At 52.8% G+C, this 20,764-nt stretch carries 23 protein-coding genes and 1 pseudogene; 7 read left to right on the forward strand and 17 right to left on the reverse strand.

The features are described 5' to 3' along the window. From RDO88_RS07620 to RDO88_RS07640, 5 genes and pseudogenes are all read right to left on the reverse strand, one after another. Positions 1–583, reverse strand: a pseudogene (locus RDO88_RS07620) (hypothetical protein); the annotation flags it as partial. A 94-nt stretch (positions 584–677) separates the two neighbouring features. Further along, positions 678–1,067 carry a hypothetical protein gene (locus tag RDO88_RS07625; RefSeq protein WP_307758812.1) on the reverse strand — a complete coding sequence of 130 codons (390 nt, stop codon included), beginning with the start codon at positions 1,065–1,067 and terminating at the stop codon, positions 678–680. Between the two features lie 212 nt (positions 1,068–1,279). Next, positions 1,280–1,558: a hypothetical protein gene (locus tag RDO88_RS07630; RefSeq protein ID WP_072544931.1), complete on the reverse strand. Its 279-nt coding sequence runs from the start codon at positions 1,556–1,558 to the stop codon at positions 1,280–1,282. Positions 1,559–1,758: 200 nt separating this feature from the next. After that, positions 1,759–2,220 (reverse strand): hypothetical protein, encoded by a 462-nt coding sequence (locus tag RDO88_RS07635; RefSeq protein WP_307758813.1) that lies wholly within the window; start codon positions 2,218–2,220, stop codon positions 1,759–1,761. Positions 2,221–2,227: 7 nt separating this feature from the next. Further along, positions 2,228–3,517, reverse strand: a complete 1,290-nt coding sequence (locus tag RDO88_RS07640) for a hypothetical protein (RefSeq protein WP_307758814.1) — start codon at positions 3,515–3,517, stop codon at positions 2,228–2,230. A gap of 688 nt (positions 3,518–4,205) precedes the next feature. On the opposite strand from RDO88_RS07640, the gene RDO88_RS07645 reads away from it, so the two are divergent. Then, positions 4,206–4,700 (forward strand): DNA-binding protein, encoded by a 495-nt coding sequence (locus RDO88_RS07645; protein WP_307758815.1) that lies wholly within the window; start codon positions 4,206–4,208, stop codon positions 4,698–4,700. Between the two features lie 158 nt (positions 4,701–4,858). After that, positions 4,859–4,954 (forward strand): smalltalk protein, encoded by a 96-nt coding sequence (locus RDO88_RS07650; RefSeq protein ID WP_154673570.1) that lies wholly within the window; start codon positions 4,859–4,861, stop codon positions 4,952–4,954. Positions 4,955–5,116: 162 nt separating this feature from the next. Here the strand turns inward: RDO88_RS07650 and RDO88_RS07655 are convergent, their stop codons facing one another. From RDO88_RS07655 to RDO88_RS07685, 7 genes are all read right to left on the reverse strand, one after another. Then, entirely contained in the window at positions 5,117–6,199 is a 1,083-nt protein-coding gene (locus RDO88_RS07655; RefSeq protein ID WP_307758816.1) for an HpaII family restriction endonuclease, read from the reverse strand. After that, on the reverse strand, positions 6,180–7,526 hold the full coding sequence (locus RDO88_RS07660; protein ID WP_307758817.1) for a DNA (cytosine-5-)-methyltransferase: 1,347 nt from the start codon (positions 7,524–7,526) through the stop codon (positions 6,180–6,182). Before RDO88_RS07660 ends, RDO88_RS07655 begins: the two co-directional genes overlap by 20 nt. Before the next feature lie 82 nt (positions 7,527–7,608). Beyond that, the gene (locus RDO88_RS07665) at positions 7,609–7,848 is read right to left on the reverse strand and encodes a helix-turn-helix domain-containing protein (RefSeq protein ID WP_307758818.1); all 240 of its coding nucleotides are present in this window, start codon (positions 7,846–7,848) and stop codon (positions 7,609–7,611) included. A 180-nt stretch (positions 7,849–8,028) separates the two neighbouring features. Continuing rightward, positions 8,029–8,544 (reverse strand): very short patch repair endonuclease, encoded by a 516-nt coding sequence (locus RDO88_RS07670; protein WP_022019742.1) that lies wholly within the window; start codon positions 8,542–8,544, stop codon positions 8,029–8,031. Positions 8,545–8,610: 66 nt separating this feature from the next. Continuing rightward, a complete protein-coding gene (locus tag RDO88_RS07675; protein WP_307758819.1) occupies positions 8,611–9,543 on the reverse strand; it encodes a HipA domain-containing protein in 933 nt (310 codons plus the stop codon). Then, the gene (locus RDO88_RS07680; RefSeq protein WP_022019740.1) at positions 9,536–9,874 is read right to left on the reverse strand and encodes a HipA N-terminal domain-containing protein; all 339 of its coding nucleotides are present in this window, start codon (positions 9,872–9,874) and stop codon (positions 9,536–9,538) included. The genes RDO88_RS07675 and RDO88_RS07680 overlap by 8 nt, the downstream gene beginning before the upstream one ends. Beyond that, the gene (locus RDO88_RS07685; protein ID WP_022019739.1) at positions 9,871–10,077 is read right to left on the reverse strand and encodes a helix-turn-helix transcriptional regulator; all 207 of its coding nucleotides are present in this window, start codon (positions 10,075–10,077) and stop codon (positions 9,871–9,873) included. The genes RDO88_RS07680 and RDO88_RS07685 overlap by 4 nt, the downstream gene beginning before the upstream one ends. A 584-nt stretch (positions 10,078–10,661) precedes the next feature. On the opposite strand from RDO88_RS07685, the gene RDO88_RS07690 reads away from it, so the two are divergent. From RDO88_RS07690 to RDO88_RS07700, 3 genes are all read left to right on the forward strand, one after another. After that, positions 10,662–11,924 (forward strand): putative DNA modification/repair radical SAM protein, encoded by a 1,263-nt coding sequence (locus tag RDO88_RS07690; RefSeq protein ID WP_307758820.1) that lies wholly within the window; start codon positions 10,662–10,664, stop codon positions 11,922–11,924. Positions 11,925–12,034: 110 nt separating this feature from the next. Further along, entirely contained in the window at positions 12,035–15,295 is a 3,261-nt protein-coding gene (locus RDO88_RS07695; RefSeq protein WP_307758821.1) for a S41 family peptidase, read from the forward strand. Between the two features lie 9 nt (positions 15,296–15,304). Further along, on the forward strand, positions 15,305–16,081 hold the full coding sequence (locus RDO88_RS07700; RefSeq protein ID WP_307758822.1) for a TIGR03915 family putative DNA repair protein: 777 nt from the start codon (positions 15,305–15,307) through the stop codon (positions 16,079–16,081). A gap of 6 nt (positions 16,082–16,087) precedes the next feature. On the opposite strand, the gene RDO88_RS07705 is transcribed toward RDO88_RS07700, so the two are convergent. Both RDO88_RS07705 and RDO88_RS07710 read right to left on the reverse strand, forming a co-directional pair. After that, positions 16,088–17,068, reverse strand: coding sequence for a transglycosylase SLT domain-containing protein (locus RDO88_RS07705; protein ID WP_307758892.1), 981 nt, complete (start codon positions 17,066–17,068; stop codon positions 16,088–16,090). Positions 17,069–17,104: 36 nt separating this feature from the next. Further along, positions 17,105–17,836, reverse strand: coding sequence for an SDR family NAD(P)-dependent oxidoreductase (locus RDO88_RS07710; RefSeq protein ID WP_307758823.1), 732 nt, complete (start codon positions 17,834–17,836; stop codon positions 17,105–17,107). A 148-nt stretch (positions 17,837–17,984) separates the two neighbouring features. On the opposite strand from RDO88_RS07710, the gene RDO88_RS07715 reads away from it, so the two are divergent. Both RDO88_RS07715 and RDO88_RS07720 read left to right on the forward strand, forming a co-directional pair. After that, positions 17,985–18,449: a MaoC/PaaZ C-terminal domain-containing protein gene (locus tag RDO88_RS07715; protein ID WP_307758824.1), complete on the forward strand. Its 465-nt coding sequence runs from the start codon at positions 17,985–17,987 to the stop codon at positions 18,447–18,449. A gap of 9 nt (positions 18,450–18,458) precedes the next feature. Next, on the forward strand, positions 18,459–18,665 hold the full coding sequence (locus RDO88_RS07720) for a hypothetical protein (protein ID WP_307758825.1): 207 nt from the start codon (positions 18,459–18,461) through the stop codon (positions 18,663–18,665). Between the two features lie 2 nt (positions 18,666–18,667). On the opposite strand, the gene RDO88_RS07725 is transcribed toward RDO88_RS07720, so the two are convergent. From RDO88_RS07725 to RDO88_RS07735, 3 genes are all read right to left on the reverse strand, one after another. Further along, positions 18,668–19,000 carry a nitrous oxide-stimulated promoter family protein gene (locus tag RDO88_RS07725; protein WP_307758826.1) on the reverse strand — a complete coding sequence of 111 codons (333 nt, stop codon included), beginning with the start codon at positions 18,998–19,000 and terminating at the stop codon, positions 18,668–18,670. A 15-nt stretch (positions 19,001–19,015) separates the two neighbouring features. Continuing rightward, positions 19,016–19,909: a helix-turn-helix domain-containing protein gene (locus RDO88_RS07730; RefSeq protein ID WP_307758827.1), complete on the reverse strand. Its 894-nt coding sequence runs from the start codon at positions 19,907–19,909 to the stop codon at positions 19,016–19,018. Between the two features lie 64 nt (positions 19,910–19,973). Further along, positions 19,974–20,750 (reverse strand): amidohydrolase, encoded by a 777-nt coding sequence (locus tag RDO88_RS07735; protein WP_307758828.1) that lies wholly within the window; start codon positions 20,748–20,750, stop codon positions 19,974–19,976. Between the last annotated feature and the right edge of the window lie 14 nt (positions 20,751–20,764).

Here is a 20,764-nt window from a genome sequence, read left to right on the forward strand (position 1 = left end):
CGGAGGGTTTGGGGGCGGCAGCCAATTCTTCATTCTTCATTCTTAATTCTTCATTTCCAAACAGCCTTTCCTCGTCCACATACAGCGTATGGTCCTCGGGCACCATGTAGATGCAGCGGCTCACGTCCTTCAGCGCGCCGTCCGCCCGAAAGCCCACGTCGGCCGAGAAGCGTTGCTGCGCCTCCTGCGGCGTCATGCTGTCGGGCAGGACGATGAGCACGTGCGTGCCGCGCCTCACCGACTCCTCCACCAGCAGTACCTGCCATTTGCCCTCTTTCTGCAAGGCCAGCGACCGCTCCAGTATCTCGGCCGAATGTCCTTTCTCGTCGAAGTCCAGCATCAGTCGCGGCAGGGGCTTCAATGCGTCCGCCGCCGCACGGTGGTTGTCTCGGAAGGCGGCACAATGAGGCGTCCAGATGGGCAGCCGCCGTTTCAGTTTCTCGTCGCCCGCCTCGATGCGGCGACACATCTCCGCCAGCCAAGGCTCGCGGCGCATGGCCTCCCACTCCTGGCGGGTGGCCGGAAGGGCGGGAGCACCATGCCCCCGTCCGATACAAGTAAAAATGTTCGTCATATTCTTCATTGAAAAAATCTTTAATTGACAATTGATAATGGATAATTGATAATTATTTCTTCATTCTCAATTATCCATTTTCCATTCTCCATTCTCCATTGATTCACCATCTCGTCTCCAGTTTGCGGCTGGCATAGTAGGCGTCGATTCGGCGTCCCTCCAGGGCGCGCAGGGCGCGGATGTCGTCGGAGGTCAGCGAGGGTCGGAAGCTCCATTTCTCGATGATCTGGCCGCGCTGGGTCATCATCACCCGGCAATGCTCTGTGGCAAAGAGGTCGATGTAACGTGGTCCTGTCCCCATGTTGTAGGGGCTTACGCGTGTGCGTCCGTCCTCCTCCACCGTGATGCGTCCCTTGTAGGAGGCCCGTCCGTCGGGCGTGATGGGTGCTTTCTCCACTTCCCACGAACAGGGATAAATGTTGATGTTGCCGTTGGCCAGGAAGGCCGTCTGTGTGTCCATACGGACGTCTTCGATGAAAATATTCTTTCGCATAAATTGAGTGATTTTGGGAGGGAAAGAAGCGAGAAACGCGGCCGCATTGCTCTCCTGGAGATTCCTTCACCTCGCTCCACTCAGTTGGTTAATTGATAATGGATAATTGAAAAATGTATCGTAGCGGTTAGTGGTTAGTGGTTAGTGGTTAGTGGTTAGTGGTGAGCGGTGAGCATACTAACCGTTAACCGTTCACCGCTAACCGCTAACCGTTAACCGTTCATCTTCACGATTTCCACCGCCAGAATATCCTGAAACATCTGCCCGTTGTACTCGCGCGTCTGGAAGCGGAGGACGGCATACACCAGCTCGCCTGCATAAAACTTGCACGAGGCCAGCTGCCCCAGCATGGCTGCCACATACGTGTCCTCGTACTTGCCGCCCACTTCCTGCAACACGATGTTGCACTTCATCACCTGTCCGCTTTCGGCCTTCTGGCTCTGCACGGCGAAGGGTTCGCCCTGCGCTACGACTTTCATTAATTGCTTCATATTCGTTTTTTGTTTTTTCGGGTTGGAAGCTCCCAATACGAAAAGCTCCCGCAACCAAGGGGTTGTTTTTCCCTTGATTGCAGGAGCAAAGTTAGCGGATGGATATGAGATTTACCCACTACGTAGTGGGTACGCGTAGTGGGTACGGATGGTTGTAATTGTCTGATTTATAGGTTTTTTGTTCTCGTACTTTTTTTAGGTCATCCTTTCAGCGCGTTCTTCACCCGTTCCATGAAGTCGGCTGTGCGGTGTTGGTCCATTCCCTTGTTGAAGGCCGTGCGGAGGGTTTCGGGATTCATGCCCCACAGGCGGCCGAAGAACTTCCAGCGGTTGCCTATCTCCAGTCGGTCGGCCAGCAGAGAGGCCAGTACGCCTTTCTCGGGGTTCGAGAGCGAAAGCGGCTGCCAGCCGGCGTCCACGATGCCGGCAGCTGCCAGTTTCTTCAGCAAGGCCTCCGCTTCTTGCGTCTGTAGCTGGGGTGGTACGTCTTGCTCCTCCTGTGTGGCAAAAGCCTCGTCTCTTTCTTCATCCTCCGTCGCCTGCACGTGCATGTCGCCCTGCACGATGGTTTGGAACTTGATGTCCGTCATCTGGCAGCGGTCGAAGTAGATGCCGCCGTAGAAGTTCTTCACTTCCGTCTGTTTCTGTTTGTTGTCTTCCATATCGTTGTCATTCTTGGGTTAAAGTTCGGTTGGCGGGCGTCGTGCCGATGCTGACACCCTTTATCTGGTTTCCGCTGATGTGGTTGGCGCCTTCGTAGTAGTTGTACTGTGTGTGGGGTACGGGGACTTTCAGGTCCTTCAGCCGCTGCACGACGCGTTTTGTCTGAGCCTTCGCGCGTTCCGCCCCCTCCATGCTCGTGAGCCACACCACCAGCTCTTTCAGGCTTTTCTCGTCGCCCAGCTCCAGTGCCTTGTCCACCAGGCTCGCGAGTTCCTCCGGTTCGGAAGGTGTGCCTGCCGCCGGCTTGCTGTTCTTTGTCCGCAGGGCTTCCAGTTCGGCTTGCAGGGCTTTGTTCTGGCTTTCCAGTTGCTTTTTGGCCGCATCCAGTGCTTGGTTCTCCTTGAGCAGTCGTTTCACTTCCAGGGCGGTGGCGGTCAGTGTTTTCTCCAGCTGGGCTTTCTCTTCGTCGGGCAGGCGATTCGAAGTCGTTTCGGGGGCTTGCAGTAGCCCGTAGTGCTCCCATACACGCTGACACTCATTCCATATGTTGAGTATGTCAGAAGCAAAAAGCGTAAGATTTTCACCGAATGGGTGTACTGCATTTGTTTTTTTCAGTTCCATGAGACGGGTGTGTATCTCCAGACAGTCAGCCTTCATAGCTCCGGCCTCCTGCATCCGATCCAGTACCGCCAGTTTGTCGTCCGGGTCGGGCCAAAAGTTGAGCATGACATATAAGTCGTCTTGTGTGAAAAAGTTGGTTGCCATCTTCCACCATTCCTCGCTGTGCGGCAGAGAGGCAGGTTTGACGGCGCCTGGACAAAGGTCTATCTGCCAAGTCTTCCATTTATATTCCTTTTGTTCCAAATAAATGCTTGCCAAGACAAATTCCTTCTTGCACAGATCCAGTTTTGACTTTAGTGGCGATTCCAGTTCATGCAGAAGGCGGCCAATATTTGATGGTGGATTTTTCATTAGTTTGAACACAACATAAGCCAGCGAGAGGCATACATCGGTTTTCACACCCGGTGTTGTCTCCAGTTCGCGTATATAGTTTCCTTTGAAATCTTCGTCCCAATGGGAATCCATCATAATACATACGCAGAAGAAACGGAGTGTATTGAATGTGTCCAGCTCGATTGTTTTCATGAGTTTTTCCATATGGTCCCTGTACTGCTTTTTTTCCATTTGCAGATAAAGGCGGTACAGCTCCTCCCACATGGGGTCTTCCTTGATAAATTCGTCAATCGAACGGCGGTCTTGATACAACAGGGGGCGGTATAACTGGTATTTTTTCATATCGTTTTTATTTTGAATTTTCTTTTATTCTCTCTGCACATGCCAACAGGTAACGATTACAAAAATAACGATTTTATTGTAATAAAGACGAATGTCGGGCTTATTTTATCGGCTTTCTTTTTTTACATTCAACATTCAACAGTCAACAGTTCAACAGTAACCCAAAATCAATTTGCGAGATACCGAAAATAAGTTATATTATATATATAAATATATATATAATATAAAATTTGAGGTCACACTTTTTTTCTCATTTTAGCTTACTGTTGAACTGTTGACTGTTGACTGTTGAATGCAGGCAGAGCGATGAAGATTCAACGTTCAACAGTCAACAGTTCAACAGTAAGTGAAATCTCATTTCAGATGTCTGGGCATCTGTCTCCTTTTGAAGTCCTTTTTGTCTTCGACAACAGAAAACAGTGTCTTCCGCGCGCGAAAACACCGTTTTACTACCTGTAAATCAACGCATTATTTTTATTAACGCAATTCTATAATCCGTTAACATGTTTTCACTTCCCAGCGGCCCGAATTTTTTGGCCGGCCGGAGAATACCCCTTATCTTTGCCTTCGTCAATGGATAATAGACAATGGAAAATGGATAATGAGCCAGCGGCCGGGGCACTATCAATTATCAATTCTCAATTATCCATTCCCAATTAACCAAACACAAATTTAAAACAACAAAGCTATGTCAACAATCGGAACATTGAAGTACAGACGTTATCAGGCCAAGTCGCCTCAGAACCCCGACGCACCCGCCAAGTGGTACGCCCGCGCCGTGCAGGACCGCACGGTGGAATTCGAAGACTTCGTCACCCACATTTCGGAACACAACTCGCCCTACTCCCGCGGCGTCATCCACGGCGTGCTCATCGACATGCTCTCGTGCCTCAAGGAGCTGGTGCTCGACGGCAAGTCCGTCCGCCTGGGCGACCTGGGCCTCTTCTCCGTGGGCATCTCCTCGAAGGGTGCCGACACGGCCGACGCCTGGGACACGAGTCTCATCACCGGCGTCCACCTGAACGTGCGCAACACCAAGAACTGGAGCAACACCGAGCTGCGCAAGTGCACCCGCGTCACCGAGCTGGCCGTCTACACCGCCGGCGGCACGCTGACGGACGACGGCACGGAGCCCGAACCCGGCGGCAGCGGCGGCGACGGACAGGACGAGAGCCCGTTGTAACACAGCGGTGAGCGGGGAACGGTGGAGATTTAGCGGTGAGCGATGAACGGTTAGCGGTTAGTATGCTCACCACTAACCACTAATCACTGACCACTAATCAACGCCACCAACCGCTCACCACTAACCACTAACCGTTAATCACTAACCACTAAAAAAACATGGACAAGAAAACTATTTGGAAAACCATCATCCAGACGCTGGTCACCATCCTGACCGCCATTGGAACTACGCTGGGCGTTACCAGCTGCTTGTAAAGATTCAGATTTGATTTCTGATTTCTGAACTCTGAAAATTTGAATTCCGAAATAAAAAAAGCACCCGCCACCTCGTGAACCTTGCATAACAAAAAGGATGAGGAGCGGGTGATTTGTTTTTGAACGGATTTTGAGAATTTGTAATATTGTCAGTCAATAGACTTACTTTATGAATCTGATTTGTAAGTTTAGCTTGATATATACTTTTCCGTCTTTATCACGAAACAGACTTCCAAAATTGTATCTTCCTCTACTTGCTCGGTCAAAACGGGTGTTGTAATATAGATAATCTTCGATATCATTTCGATTATAGAAATGATAGCAAACGATTTCTCCATCTTTTCTTACAACAATATATCCCCCGTTGGCATCATAGCGACCATTCCATTCTTTAGCTGGTGTCATACCAAGCGCTACGTCTATCAATAAGACTTTCATCTTATGCTCATAGAATGTCTGTACGTTTCTTCCTGTGAAGTGTAGCGGATTCTTTTCTGCCACTTTTTCTACAATTTCATGTATTTGCAATGTTGAATCAGGTAAGCTTGATATAAGAAGACAATCTGCGATAAATTGTGGCATGCTACTGTCAAGAAACAAAAGATTGTTCTTGAAAGTTTCATGTATCATATTCTCGTATTGTAGGTAACATCCTGATTCATAGATTGCTTTCATTCTGGGCAGGTGATCCTCAATGCTATTGATGGAGATAATTTGTTCGTCAGAGAGTTCGTACCCTTCTACTCGGTAGAGTATATTGGTTGTTTCGCCTGGATTGAGTAGGGTTGAGGCTTTACCTAATTGTGACTTTATACTGAATCCGAGTAAAGGAGTCATGTTTGTCCGCAAATCATGAATGACAATATGAATGTCAGATTTGTCTCTTGATGGAGCTTTAAGTTTTGTACAGCCGATTGAATTCATGAAAATCTCTGCATCGGGAATTTCAAAAGCTGGTTTTCGGGCTGCTTTAATATTTTGTAAAAGATTCATTGATTCCTCAATGAATTTATTCATGGGGATACGGGTTATTTCTGTTCCTTCTTCATTGATTATGACAATATGTTTCTGGATATTGGGTTTATATTCATATCTTTTGGATTCTTCTCTAATGATGTTGAGGATGGGATAATACAATTCCAGTTTGTTCATGTTGGCATCCCCTGCATGAATTTTCCCTTCACCAAGAAGACGAAACAGTGCATAAATTTCGCTCCATTCTCCTTTATTTCCTGATAATGCCATATTTGTCTAATGTATTAAGAATTTGTTCAGCAGTGGCTTGTATAGCGGGTACAGCTACGCTGTTGCCAAATTGTTTATAGGCGGAAGCATCTGCAACTACTATTTTAAAATTGTCTGGATAGCCTTGTAGACGAGCCCATTCTCTGGGGGTCATCTTTCTCCAACCTTGTTTGTTGACTTCACCTTTGATTCTTGTGGTTGGAGTCAAATCTGTTTGTCTAAAGTCTATGACGATGTTGGATTCACGTCCCATACCTCCGACAACAAGTGCATGGGCGATACCGTCATCTGGTATAATGTCATAACCAAATCCGTTTCCTTTGGACGCATGTCTGGCTTTATGATTGATGAGTGTGTTAATGTATTGTGTGGAGAGATAGTATTTTGCAGGGACGGGTTGTTCTTCCCTAACATCTATCCATTTTTTAGTAACTTCATTTTGCTCTGGATAATTGTAGTCTTCTTTTTTTATTCCCAAATCTTTACGGAAACCAACAATATATATTCGTTCCCGGTGTTGAGGAACACCAAAATACATTGCGTTTATAATTTGAGGATCAGGTACAATATAACCAACTTCATCCAGTGTGTTTAGTATAGTTTTCAATGTACGTCCCTTGTCATGTATAGCAAGTCCTTTTACGTTTTCAAGAAAAAAAGCTTTAGGCTGATGTCTGCGGAGTATTTCTGCAACATCGAAGAAAAGGGTTCCTCTTGTTTCTTCGAATCCCAATCGTTTTCCTGCTAACGAAAAAGCTTGACAGGGAAAACCAGCACATAATATGTCAAATTTTTTTGGGATTTTATTTTTTGTAGTTTCTTTTGTGATGTCTCCGAAAGGTACATCACCATAATTGACATAATAGGTTTTTTTGGCTTGCTCATCCCATTCTGAAGAGAATACACATTCGCCACCAAGATTTTGTAGTGCCATTCGAAAACCTCCAATACCTGCAAATAAATCTATAAATGTGAATTTAGGTTTTTGAGGAGCCTTAAAAGGAGCTTGGTATAAATCAGGAAAAAGGTAGTGCTGTAAAGTTGTAGATGTTTCTGACAACAGTCCTTCTTTTTCTGTATTGTTAGAAGACGTTTTATCCCCTTTTATAAACTCATACCATAGGTTTAAAATGTCTTTTGCTTTATTTTCATAAGGTATGTTGACAGTTGAATCTTTTAATAGCAGATAGTGGGTGATATATGCGGCTTGTTCAATAAATGGGATAATATTTCCTTCTTCATCGATGGTCTCTTTTCCATATATTTCTATCTTGCCTGCTTGTTTTTTACAAAAATCAAACAAGGAAAAACTAATGTTTTTATTCATGATTTATTGGGTATTTTGCAGGTTTTACACCAGGCAGTTATTGGCTATGTGAATTTGCTCTTAGTAAATGTAAGTATAGGCTTTAGAGGTGTTCTTTTTCTCCTTTAATTTGTTCAACCACTCTGAACAGCTCACTCAACGGCAGATTCAAATTGTTGCCGATACGTTCGATGATGTCCAGTGAAACATTGCGGCGACCGTTCTCGATGTCGCTCATGTAGCGTCTGTCTATGCCTGCTTCGAAGGCAAAGCGTTCCTGCGACAGGCCGCGCTCTTTTCTTAACTTTATGATTGCTGTTCCGAATTGCTTTCTGATGCACATAATATTGCTGTTGTTTATTTTGCAAATATCGGCCTATTGTTAGTTTAAGACAACGGCCTATTGTGCACATTTTGCTCGCGAGGGGTTATCGTAGGTGTCTTGAAAAGAAAAGTTGGAGAGGAAATAATCTGATAGATTTGTCTGATTGTTGACAGGGGTGGGTAATTTGCGGGGAGATGGTCAGTATTCGCTTTTCTCCTCTGCCGCCATCGACATGCCGTCACCTTCTTCCTGCTCTCCATAAGGTTTCGCCTTGGAGACGGAACAGTTCTGAAGGAAAATATGGTTCAACGTAAGGGCAAGCCCCTGCAAGGTAAGTTCGCGGTTCTTGGGTTTGAGCTGGCACTCCCACACCTGGATGACGTGCCAACCCATGCGGCGCAGCTGGAGGCGTTCGGCAAGGTCGCGTTCGCGGTTGCGCTCAATTTTGGCTTGCCAGAAGTCGGTACGGGTCTTGGGAAGGACAAAGTAGCGGCAGCCTTCATGACCATGCCAGAAGCAGCCGTTCACGAAGATGACGGTGCGGTACTTGCGGAGCACGATGTCGGGGGTGCCGGGCAGGCGGCGGACGTTGATGCGGAAGCGGAATCCTTGGGCAAACAGGTATTTGCGCACCAGGACCTCGGGCTTGGTGTTACGGCTGCGGATGCTGGACATGCACTTGTGCCGCTGTTCGGGTGTCAGCTTGTCTGCCATGCGGTGATAGGGTTTTTCAACAGGATGCAAACTTACGGATGCTTCTGCTTGGTTTCAAAGTTCCTTTTACGAAAGTCTGCCAAGCCGTTCTCTCAACAATTCGTCATACTTTTCTTTTAATTCAGTATTTAAAAAAGAGTTTTGAATGACCGCTTCAAACCTGGGTAATAGTTTGATATGTTTATTTATCAGTCGTTCTACAATGATATTTTCTATACTTAGATTGGCTGCGGTTTTAATAAAATCTTCCCTTTGTAGCTTATTCTTCCGGCCATTCAATGTCAATGCCAGTTCTTCATTATCCTTGGGGTTGATAATAGCTGCGTTCAGCAAGTCATAAGCTGGCGTCAGACGTATCTTATCTGCAGCTTCATATAGGGAGAAGTTCTTCAAATGCATATCGTTATTTCCGGTCAGCCATGAGAAAAGTACCAACTCAAAGAAATTGGTGACGTCCATTTTGGGTAAAGACGAGTATTTCAGGATGGTCTTGCCGATACGCTCGTAACTGCTTTTGTACTTATGTTCCGTTTGTCGTTCTGTCAATTGGCACATGTCTTCCATGGCAATCTTTTCTCCGGAAGGAGTCCTGTCTATCCGGCGGGTAAGGTAACAAAGCGTTCCGTCTGCCATACGCATTAACGTGTGGGGAACCACATCAATATGTGCCACTTCTGCAAGGTGCATCGTCAAATCCTCTACCTCGGGCATCATTGTGTAGTGTGAGGTTTGGGGCTTACATATATAACTGCCCCATAGTCCTACAATAGTCAATCGTCTGCTGCCTTCGTGTTCATTCAAATGTAAGGACAATTTCGGTTGGACACCGGTCAAGGAAGTTTGGTCTTGAATGATTTGCAGGGCAAGTTGGTCAAGTTGTTCTGTCGTATAGTCAAGAACGGGCAACGTGCTTGTTCCGAAGAACTTTCTGACGCAAGCCGGATGCATATCTTTTTCTCCTTTTCGAAGCGGGCGATAACAATATAAACAATTACACATGTCTTTCCTCCTTTCCTTCAATAGGGACAACACTTACAGCTCCGATACAATCCTTGCAGCAGGCCAGCAACAACGACATCCGGTCAAGAATGCTGATGTCTGTATTCCTCAACGCAACGTCCAGCAACCATCCTTCGGGAATCAAGCCGTCAAAAAAAGGAAATAGCACGGGACTTGTGTATGCTTTTTCCTGCAAAGGCAATGTCAGGCTGACAGCCTTTGCCGTTTCCAAAGAAAGATACTCCGGCAAATAGCGGAACTCATATCCGGCATCATTTTCTGTCAGAATTCCAGCCAACAGGTCTTTATAAAATATACGGGCTTGTCTCATTGATGATCGGTTTTGGGAGTGGCAACCATTTCATAATTGAAGAAGTCAAGAAGTTGATTTACTTTATCAAGCCTCAACGTTTCCTTGCCTTGCTCAAGGTCGCGTACAAAACGCAATCCTACACCCGATTTCAACGACAGTTCTTCTTGCGTCAGATTGTACTGCTTTCTCAACATCTTGACTATAGTAGGGAGATGATTCATAAAGTTCTTCCTTTATACCTTTTCGGGTACAAAGTTAATGTATTTATTTAATATTATACCACAAAGGGTATAATTTATTTGTTCATACACGATATTATATCAGAAAGGGTATAATCTGATGGAATTTTGAACCGCAAAAGAAAATTATGCAGATGCCGTTTTTCTGTGTTCTTGGGTAAAAATGAGGCGTTCGAACAGAACCTGCATTTCCTGCCTGCTGCCTGTGTATATCCTCCAGACAGGTTGTCCACATCGGGCAGACAGGTTGTTTACGTTTCCCAAAGTCCATAGTTAGCGCGCTAAAGTCCATAGTTACGGCGCTAATGTAGGTAGTTGGGGGCGGGAATGTGACACCCTGACACCTATATACGCAACCCTTACGCGCGCGGGGGAGAGCAATGGTTAAATGCATTAACCATGTCACGCGGAACACGCCTCTATAATAAGTTGAAAAAATGCGTGACAGGGTGTCAAGGTCTCCTTCGGAAATAGTTGTTTTTCCGCAAAAAAAATCCTCCTCCCACTGACCCGAAACCACCCGATTCTCATTACCTTTGTCCCCACAACTCCTATCCCTGCAAACGATGAACGAAAATGTGCTCCATAAACTGAAGGTGTTGGCCGAGTCGGCCAAGTACGACGTGTCGTGCTCGTCGAGCGGCACCGTGCGGCGGGGCAAGGCGGGCATGGTGGGCAACACGGTGGGTGGCGTGGGCATCTGCCACAGCTTTGCCGAAGACGGGCGGTGCATCTCCCTGCTCAAGGTGATGCTCACCAACTATTGCATCTACGATTGTGCCTACTGCATCAACCGCCGCAGCAACGACATACCGCGCGCCACGCTGTCGGTGACCGAGCTGGTGGAGCTCACCATGGAGTTCTACCGCCGCAACTACATCGAGGGGCTCTTCCTGAGCAGCGGCGTGGTGCGCAACCCCGACTACACCATGGAGCGGCTGGTGCGCGTGGCCAAGGACCTGCGGACGGTGCACCGCTTCAACGGATACATCCACCTGAAGAGCATCCCCGGCGCCTCCCAGGAGCTGGTGCACGAGGCGGGGCTCTATGCCGACCGCCTGAGCGTGAACATCGAGATACCCAAGGAGGAGAACCTGAAGCTGCTGGCGCCCGAGAAGGACCACCGCAGCGTGTACGCCCCCATGCGCTACATCCGCCAGGGGGTGCTGGAGAACCGAGAGGAGCGGAAGAAGTTCCGCCATGCGCCGCGCTTCGTGCCCGCGGGGCAGAGCACGCAGATGATTGTGGGCGCCACGGCGGAGACGGACAAGGACATCCTGCGCCTGTCGTCGGCCCTCTACAGCCAACCCACCATGCGCCGCGTCTACTACTCGGGTTACGTGTCCGTCAATGCCTACGACCCGCGTCTGCCCGCCCTGAAGCAGCCGCCGCTGGTGCGCGAGAACCGCCTCTACCAGGCCGACTGGCTGATGCGCTTCTACCAGTTCCGGGTGGACGAGATTGTGGACGATGCCTATCCCGACCTCGACCTCGAGGTGGACCCCAAGCTGGCATGGGCCTTGCGCCACCCCGAGCAGTTTCCTGTCGATGTGAACAGGGCCGACTACGAGATGCTGCTCCGCGTGCCGGGCATAGGAGTGAAGTCTGCCCGCCTCATCGTGGCTTCGCGCCGCTTCGGGCGGCTGGGTTACTACCAGCTGAAGAAGATGGGGGCGGTGATGAAGAAGGCGCAATACTTCATCACCTGCAGCGAACTGCCCATGCTGACGGTGAACGAGTTGACGCCACAGGGCGTGCGCCGCTTGCTGGTGAAGCGCAAGGCGAAGGGCGGCGACGACGGACAGCTGACGCTGGATTTCGGCGGTTAGGGGCGGCCGAAGCAGGGAAACCTGAAAGAAGTGTCCCATTTGTGCGGCCGATTGGAATAAAATGCGTATTTTCGAAGCCTGATAACAATTCGTTTACCATCTATTGATTTATGAAAAAACTTCTGTTACCCCTTTTTGCCTGTTGCTCGCTGTGGGTTCAGGCAGAAGACGCGCCTCTGTGGCTGCGTTACCCCGCCTTGTCGCCCGACGGACGGGAGATAGCCTTCACCTACAAAGGTGACATCTACACCGTGCCTGCCGAAGGTGGACGGGCTGTACAGCTCACCACGAACCCGCGTCACGACACACGCCCCGTGTGGTCGCCCGACGGTCGCTACATCGCCTTTGCCTCCGACCGCGAAGGCAGCTTCGACGTCTATCTGATGGCTCGTGAGGGAGGAACGCCCCGACGCCTCACCACCCACTCGGGCAACGAATATCCCGAGACCTTCAAGGACAATGAGACAATACTCTTTACTGCCTCCATCCGTCCCGACGTGAAGGACAGCCAGTTCCCCTCGTCCCTCTTCCCGCAGATCTATGCGGTGGGCACCAAGGGCGGACGCCCTGTGCTCTTCTCGTCGCTGGCCATGCAGGAACTCTCGGTCAGCCGTGACGGCAGCCGCCTGCTCTATCAGGATCAGAAGGGGTATGAGGACCCTTGGCGCAAGCACCACCGCTCGTCCATCACGAAAGACATCTGGCTGTGCACCCTCGACGGAGAGCGCACCTATCAGAAGATCACCCGCTTTGACGGCGAAGACCGCGAACCCGTGTGGTCGGCCGACGGCCGCTCCTTCTACTACCTGAGCGAGGAGAGCGGCAGCTTCAACGTGTGGAAGGCAGCGACCGACGGCTCGGCGAAACGCCAGCTGACGCACCACACCACCCACCCCGTGCGCTCGCTCAGCGTGGCGGCCGACGGCTTGATGTGCTACACCTACGACGGCGAGCTCTACACCCTGCGCGAGGGCGAAAGCCCGCGGAAGGTGCCCGTCTCCATCGTGTCCGACCGCCTGGAGCGCGACGTGGTGAACCAGCTGTTGCGCAGCGGGGCAAGAGACATTGCCGTGTCGCCCGGCGGCAAGGAGGTGGCCTTCATCGTGCATGGCGACGTCTACGTCACCTCGATGGAGTATGAAACCACCCGCCGCATCACCGACACGCCCCAGCAGGAGCGCGACCTGAGCTTCAGCCCCGACGGCCGTTCGCTGGTTTACTCGGCCGAACGCGACGGCGTGTGGGGTGTCTACCTGGCGCGCCTCACCGACAAGGACGAGAAGCTCTTCACCTACGCCGTCAGTGTGGAGGAGGAGCCGCTGGTGGTTTCGGGACGCACGTCCTTCCAACCCACCTTCTCGCCCGACGGCAAGGAAGTGGCCTTCCTCGAAGACCGCACCACGCTGCGCGTCATCAACCTGAAGTCGCGCCAGGTGCGGACGGTGCTCGACGGCAAGTACAACTACTCTTACTCCGACGGCGACCAGACCTACCAGTGGTCGCCCGACAGCCGCTGGTTCCTGGCCAAGTACATCAGCGTGGGCGGATGGAACAACACCGACATCGTGCTGGTGAAGGCCGACGGTAGCGGTGAGATGACCAACCTGACCGAGAGCGGATACTCCGACGACAACCCCAAGTGGGTGTTGGGCGGCAAGGCCATGATCTGGTCGTCCGACCGCGCCGGCTATCGCAGCCATGGCAGCTGGGGGGCGGAGGACGACGTGTACATCATGTTCTTCGACGCCGAGGCCTACGACAAGTTTAACCTCTCCAAAGAAGAGTTCGCCCTGCTGGAAGAGGCTGAAAAGGAGGAGAAGGAAGCCAAGGAAAAGGACAGAAAAGAGGATAAGGACAAGAAAAAAGACAAGAAGAAGGCCGACAAGGACGGGAAGGAAGACGAAGCCGTGGAACCCCTCGTCTTCGACCTGGAGAACCGCAAGGACCGCGTCAAGCGCCTCACCATCAACTCCTCGCACATGGGTGATGCCGTACTGACGCCCAAGGGCGACAAGTTGTACTACTGCGCGGCTTTCGAGGGCGGCTTCGACTTGTGGGAGCGCAACTTCCGCGAGAACTCTACCAAGCTGCTCATCAAGAACGTGGGTGGCGGCAGCATGTCCATCGACAAGGACGGCAAGTACATCTACCTGCTCTCTGGCGGAGCCATCAAGAAAATCACCGTGGGCGAGAGCAAGGTGACGGGTGTGAGCTTTGCCGCCGACTTCCATTACCGCCCGGCCGAGGAGCGTGCTTACATCTTCGACCACGCCTGGCGCCAGGTGAAGGACAAGTTCTATGACCCCGACCTGCATGGTGTCGACTGGGAAGGCTATCGCAAGGCCTACGAACGCTACCTGCCGCATATCAACAACAACTACGACTTTCAGGAGATGCTGTCCGAACTGCTGGGCGAGCTGAACGGTTCGCACACGGGTGCACGCTACAGCGCGCCGATGTCGGCGCCGACGGTGGCCGAGCTGGGTGTCTTCTTCGACGAACAGTATCAAGGCGACGGCCTCAAGGTGGCCGAAGTGCTGAAGCAGGGGCCACTGTCCAAGGCTGGTTGCCGCGTGAAGGCCGGCTGCATCATCGAGCAGATAGACGGACAGCCGGTGAAGGCCGGCGAGGATTACTTCCCGTTGCTGGCCGGCAAGGTGGGCAAGCGTGTCATGCTCTCCGTGTACGACCCCGCCACAGGCAAGCGCTTCGACGAGCAGGTGAAGCCTGTATCGCCGGGTGCCGTTTCGGGTCTCCTCTACAAACGTTGGGTGGAGCAGCGGCGTGAGATGGTGGACCGCCTGTCAGGCGGACGCCTGGGTTATGTGCACGTCAAGGGTATGGACAGCCAGAGCTTCCGCGAGGTCTACTCCGAACTGCTGGGGCGTTGCCGCAACAAGGAGGCCGTCATCGTGGACGTGCGCCACAACGGCGGCGGATGGCTGCACGAAGACTTGGCCGTGTTGCTCAGTGGCAAGGAATACCAACGCTTCGAGCCGCGCGGACAGTACATCGGCAGCGACCCCTTCAACCGCTGGCTGAAGCCTTCGTGCGTACTGGTGTGCGAGAACAACTATTCGAACGCCCATGGCTTCCCCGTGGTTTACAAGACGTTGGGCTTGGGCAAGCTCATCGGTGCGCCTGTGCCGGGCACGATGACCGCCGTGTGGTGGGAGCGCCAGCTCGATCCGTCGCTCGTCTTCGGCATTCCGCAGGTGGGTGTGAAGGACGAGAACGGCCAGTATCTGGAGAATCACCAGTTGCAACCCGACATCGAGGTCTACAATTCGCCCGAGTCGCAACTGCGTGGCGAGGATACCCAGCTGGAGCGTGCCGTTGAGGAGATGCTGAAGCAGCTGGACAAACAGTAAGCGGCGTTCATGCAGATTATTTTTCAGTTTGACAATACCTTCGACGGCCTGTTGACGGCCGTCTTCGAGGCCTATTCGCGGCGCACCTTCCCCGATGTCCTGTCGGTGGAGGGTGAGCCGCTTCCACTTTTCCATGACGAAGTGTTCACGGTGGTAACCGATACAGTGAAGGCAGAAAGGGTGTGGAAAGGGGTGCAGAAGAAGTTGTCGGCGGGTGCTTTGCGCTGCCTGACCCAGTGCTGGCTGGCCGAGGAGGCGGAGACGCCGATGGTGATCTTCCGCTACATCCGCAAGGTGGTCGACGCGCCCCGATCCATCGAGACGAACTTTGCCGACCCCGATGTGCTGGCGTTTGCGCGCATGTGGAAGCGGGTGAGTGGGGAGCGGTGGCACCTCATTCAGTTCATCCGCTTTCAGAAGGCAGCCGATGGTACCTACTTTGCCGCCGTGGAGCCCGAAAAGAATGCCCTGCCGCTGGTGATCGACCACTTCCGCGACCGCCTGGGCGACCAGCGTTGGGTGGTGTACGACGTGGGGCGCGGCTATGGCTTTTACTTCGACGGGCAGGAGGTGAGGCACGTCACCTTTGCCGACGACAGCCCTGTCGTCCGTCTGGTGGACGGACGCCTGGACGAGGAACTGATGGACAAGGACGAACGCCTCTTCCAACAGCTGTGGAAGACATACTTCAAGGCCATCTGCATCAAGGAGCGGTGGAACCCGCGCAAGCACCGTCAGGACATGCCCGTGCGCTACTGGAAGTACCTGACGGAGAAGCAGGAGTGAGGAGCGTCAGTCGATGACCCAGCGGCGGTTGTGGGGTACAGTCTTCTTGGGGTCGTAGTGCATGCCCGCGCGGGTAGGAATCTTCAGCACATAGGTTCGTCCGCTCTTGTTCATCAGCGAGGTGTCGCGCAGCCAGGGGTTGAAGTCCTTGAGCTGGGCGTAGGTGATGCCTTTGCTTTTGGCGAACTGAGCCAGGTTTTCTATGCCCTTGGTGACGGTCACCGTGGTGCAGGCAACGGGCGGATAGAGCTGTTCGCGCTTCAGCATGAAGCCATAGCGTTGCGGGTCGGTGAAGACTGCCTTGGCGGCCAGCAGGCGGAACATGTAGCGCGAGGTTTCCTCGACCAGCCACAGGTCGGCGGCCTGGTCGACCATCTGCCGCTGGAGCTGCTGGGTGATGCGTCCCTGGCCGGCGTTGTAGGCGGCGGCCACGCAGAGCCAGTTGCCATACTTGGCATACGAGGCCTTGAGGTACTTGCAGGCGGCGCGGGTGGCTTTCTCGAGGTTGTAGCGCTCGTCGATGTTCTGGTTCACTTCCAATCCGTATTCGCGCCCCGAGGCTTGCATGAACTGCCACATGCCGGCGGCTCCGGCGGGCGACTTAGCCAGGTGGTTCAGGCTGCTTTCGATGACGGCCAGATACTTGAAGTCATCGGGTACGCCACATTCCTTCAGGATGGGTTCGATGACGGGGAAGTAGCGGTTGGCGCGCTTCAGCGAGAGCATGGTGGACGAGTGCATGTAGGTGAAAGCCATCAGTTCGCGATCCATACGTTCGCGGTGGTCATAGCGGTCCATGCGGATGGTTTGCCCGGCGAAGGTCACCTGGTCGGGGACGGAGGGCGAGGCGGTGAAGTGGGATACGTCGCTGCGCACGGAGTTCTGCTCGGGATTGAAGCGGGCATTTCCCAGCAGGAAGGGCAGGGAGATGCCGATGCAAAGGGTGGCCGTCGAGGCCAGTATCGGTCGGATGAAGTTCTTTTTCATATCGGTCATTGGGGTTTATGTTTGTTTCTTGTTCATTTATCGGTTTCTGACAGGCAGGCGCACCCACAGCCATCGGGGGATGATCCGCCAGAAGAAGACGAGCAAGCGGTAGCGCCCGTCGATGACGGCTACCGGCTGCCGGCGGTCAATGGCCTTCACGATGTGGGTTGCCACACGTGGTGCCTGCATCAGCATGGGGTAGCGGCCGCCCTTCAGCAAATCCGTGGCCACGAAGCCGGGGCGGATGTCGGTGAAGCGGATGGGTAGTTTCTGCATGCGGGCCAGCTGATCGAGCGCTTCGATGTAGGTGTTCTGGAAACGCTTGGTGGCCGAATAGGCAGGGGCAGAGCCCAATCCCTTGGTGCCGGCAATGGAGCTGATGACGGCGATGTGGCCGCCTCCGTGTGCCTTGAAGTAATGGAAGGCGGAGGTCGTCAGGCGGATGAAGCCGACGGTATTGGTTGCGGCGGTGGCCAGTTCGACGGCGGGTTGCAGCTCCAGGTTCTGCGAGCCGATGCCCGAACTGAGGAAGAAGAAATCCATGCCGCCCAGCCGCGCGATGAGCTCGTCCAGGCGTTGGGGAGCGTCGTCATGGGTCACGTCCAGCGGTTGCACTTCCACCTGCCCGGCGGGATAACCGGCCTGAAAGCGCAGGAGCACTTCCTCGCGACGGCCGGCGATGCCCAGCTTCCAGCCTCTTGAGGCCCAGATGCGTGCCACTTCCTGCCCGATGCCCGAAGTGGCTCCTATGATGATGGCTCTTTTCATGTTCTTTTTGTTGGATTTAATGGCAAATATAGCCAATTCCTGCTGAAACGACGGTATAAGCTTGGTTAAAATCTTTGCCATTTGTCGGGAAAGTGCGATATTTGTCTGCTCAAAACAAATGCTATTGAACAAAAAAAGAGTAACATCTATGGAAAAAGTGATTATTAATTCGTATGAAGAATTCGAGAAGCTGGTAGGCCAGCAGATTGGTGTATCGGAGTATGTACAGATTCCGCAGGAGCGCATCAACCTCTTTGCCGACGCTACGCTGGATCATCAGTGGATACATGTGGACACTGAGCGCGCCAAGGTGGAGAGCCCCTTCAAGAGCACCATCGTGCATGGCTACCTCACCCTGTCTATGCTTCCCTATTTGTGGAACCAGATTATCGAGGTGAACAACCTGAAGATGATGATCAACTACGGCATCGAGAAGATGAAGTTCGGTCAGGCCGTTTTGTCGGGTCAGAGCATCCGTCTGGTCGCTTCGATGCAGTCGCTGACCAACCTGCGTGGTGTAGCCAAGGCCGAAATCAAGTTTGCCATCGAAATCGAGGGTGAGAAGAAGAAAGCGCTCGAGGGTGTGGCCGTTTTCCTCTACTATTTCAATTGATATCGGAATATGAAAAAGATGCTTTGCCCGCAATGCAAGGTAGGTATCTTCTGCGTAAAAGATGCGCAGGGTAACCGTCTGCCGGTTTATGTAACGGACAAGGGCGAGATAGTGCTGAAGGACGAAACGGCATCGCTGGAGGGCTATGACCTGTCTGAGGTGTGGTGTCTGGGTTGTTCGTGGCATGGCAGCCCCAAACGGCTGGTGAAGTATTGATCTTATCTTTTGGCATGCTCCTGCCACAGGTGCCGCAGGGCGGCTATCGGGTGGTAGAGCAGCATGCGCGGCCCTGCATAGCGCATCACGAGGCGCATCCGTTCCTTCATCTCCGGCTTGTAGCAATGGATGGGGCAGAGGCGGCAGGTGGGTTTCCCTTCGCCGAAGCGGCAACGGGACAGGCGTGCATGGGCATAGGCCAACAATTCGCGACAAGAAGGACACAGTTTTCTGTGGCCTTCCTTGTGGCGGCAATATAGACGTATCATCTGCTCGACGGTTTGCTTTTCGCGTTCGATGCGTGTCGGGCAGGAAGAATGGCGGCGGGCATTCATAGGGCTTTCGTCCGTTTAGGCCAGGTTGCGGCGGTATTCGCAGGGGGTGTGACCCACGTGTTTCTTGAACAGACGGTTGAAGTGCTGGGAATATTGGAAGCCCAGTTCGTAGGCAATCTGGCTCACCGTCTTGTCCGTGCCTGCTATCATTTCTTTGGAGAGGTCGATGATTTTGTCCTGTATGTATTCCTGGGGCGACTTGCCCGTTTCCTTTTTGATGAGGTCGCCGAAGTAGTTGGGCGAGAGGCATACCTTGTCGGCAAAATAGCGCACGGTGGGCAGGCCTTGTTCCTGAGCCAGGTGGTTCAGGAAGTAACCGTCCAGCAGGTCTTCGAATTTGTTGAGGACGTTTTTATTGACAGCCGAACGGGTGGTGAACTGGCGTTCGTAGAAACGCATGCAGTAATCGAGCAGCAGTTCGATGTTGCGCACGATGAGCCGCTTGCTGTGGCGGTCGGCCGGGCGCTCCACCTCCAGGCGTATCTTGTCCAGACAGTCGGTGAAGATGCCTTTCTCGGTTTCGGACAAGTGGAGCGCTTCGCTGGAGCTGTAGGAGAAGAAGGAGTAATGCCTGATTTCACGTCCCAGCGCCGTGCCTCGGATCAGGTCGGGGTGGAACAGGATACCCTGTGCCTTCGGGCGTTCTTCCATCTGCACCTCGACAACCTGACCGGGGGCAAAGCTGGTCACGGTACCTTCCTGATAGTCGTAGGTCTGACGGCCGTAGCGGATGTCGCCGCAACGGGTCTGTTTCAGGAAAAGGGCGTAGACGCCATAGTTCATGGTGACGTGCGAGGGGAAGCGGGTCGCCTCGTTCAGGTCGACGACACTGACCAGCGGATGTTGGCTTTTCAGGCCGAAGAGCTGGTTGTATTGTTCTACTGTATCCAATTTTACAATTTCTTCCATGTGCGTATACAAATTATGCGGACAGGTAGCTGGCCTCCTGTTTTTCGTACAGCAAAAATACACATTATTTCTGTAAAACAAAGGCGTCGGCATCGGCAGCCACCGGAAATTTCTCGCGCAGGTGTTGTAGCGGAGCCAGGTCGATACTGACGGTAGCCCTGCCTTCCTGTCCGTCGGGCAGGGAAGCCAGACGTTCGCCTTTGGGTGAGTAGAGGGCACTGCCTCCGTCGTGGGCGATGCGGTTGCCGTCCGTACCCGTACGATTGACGCCACACACGTAGCATTGGTTCTCCATGGCGCGTGCCTGGAGCAGCACATCCCACACGTGGCGGCGAGCAGAGGGCCAGCAGGCCACGTAGAGAGCCAGGTCGTATTCGTTGCCCACGTTGCGGCTCCACACGGGGAAGCGCAGGTCGTAGCACACTTGCGGCAGGATGCGGAAACCGCGGTAGTGGATGATGGGGCGTTCGCTGCCTGCGGCGAAGCATTCGTTTTCGTGCCCCATGCGGAAGAGGTGACGCTTGTCGTAATAGGTGGCCTCTCCCTCGGGCGTGAGGAAGAAGAAGCGGTTGCGGCAGCTGCCGTCGTCGTGGCGGGCAATGAAGCTGCCGGCCAGGGCGGTGGCATATTGCGAAGCCCATTGCCGCAGAAGGCCGACGGTAGGCCCCGAAAGCGGTTCGGCCAGGCGTTCGGCGTTCATGCTGAAGCCGGTCGTGAAGGTTTCGGGCAAGACCACAAGGTCCGTCTGTCCCTTCAGTTCTTCGAGGTGCCGTTGCAGGCGGCGCAGGTTCTCCTGCTTGTCTTCCCAGGCGATGTCGGTTTGTATCAGGGTGATGCGCATGGTTGTTTGGGTAT

The organism is uncultured Mediterranea sp. (assembly GCF_902493215.1).
Taxonomy (GTDB): domain Bacteria; phylum Bacteroidota; class Bacteroidia; order Bacteroidales; family Bacteroidaceae; genus Bacteroides.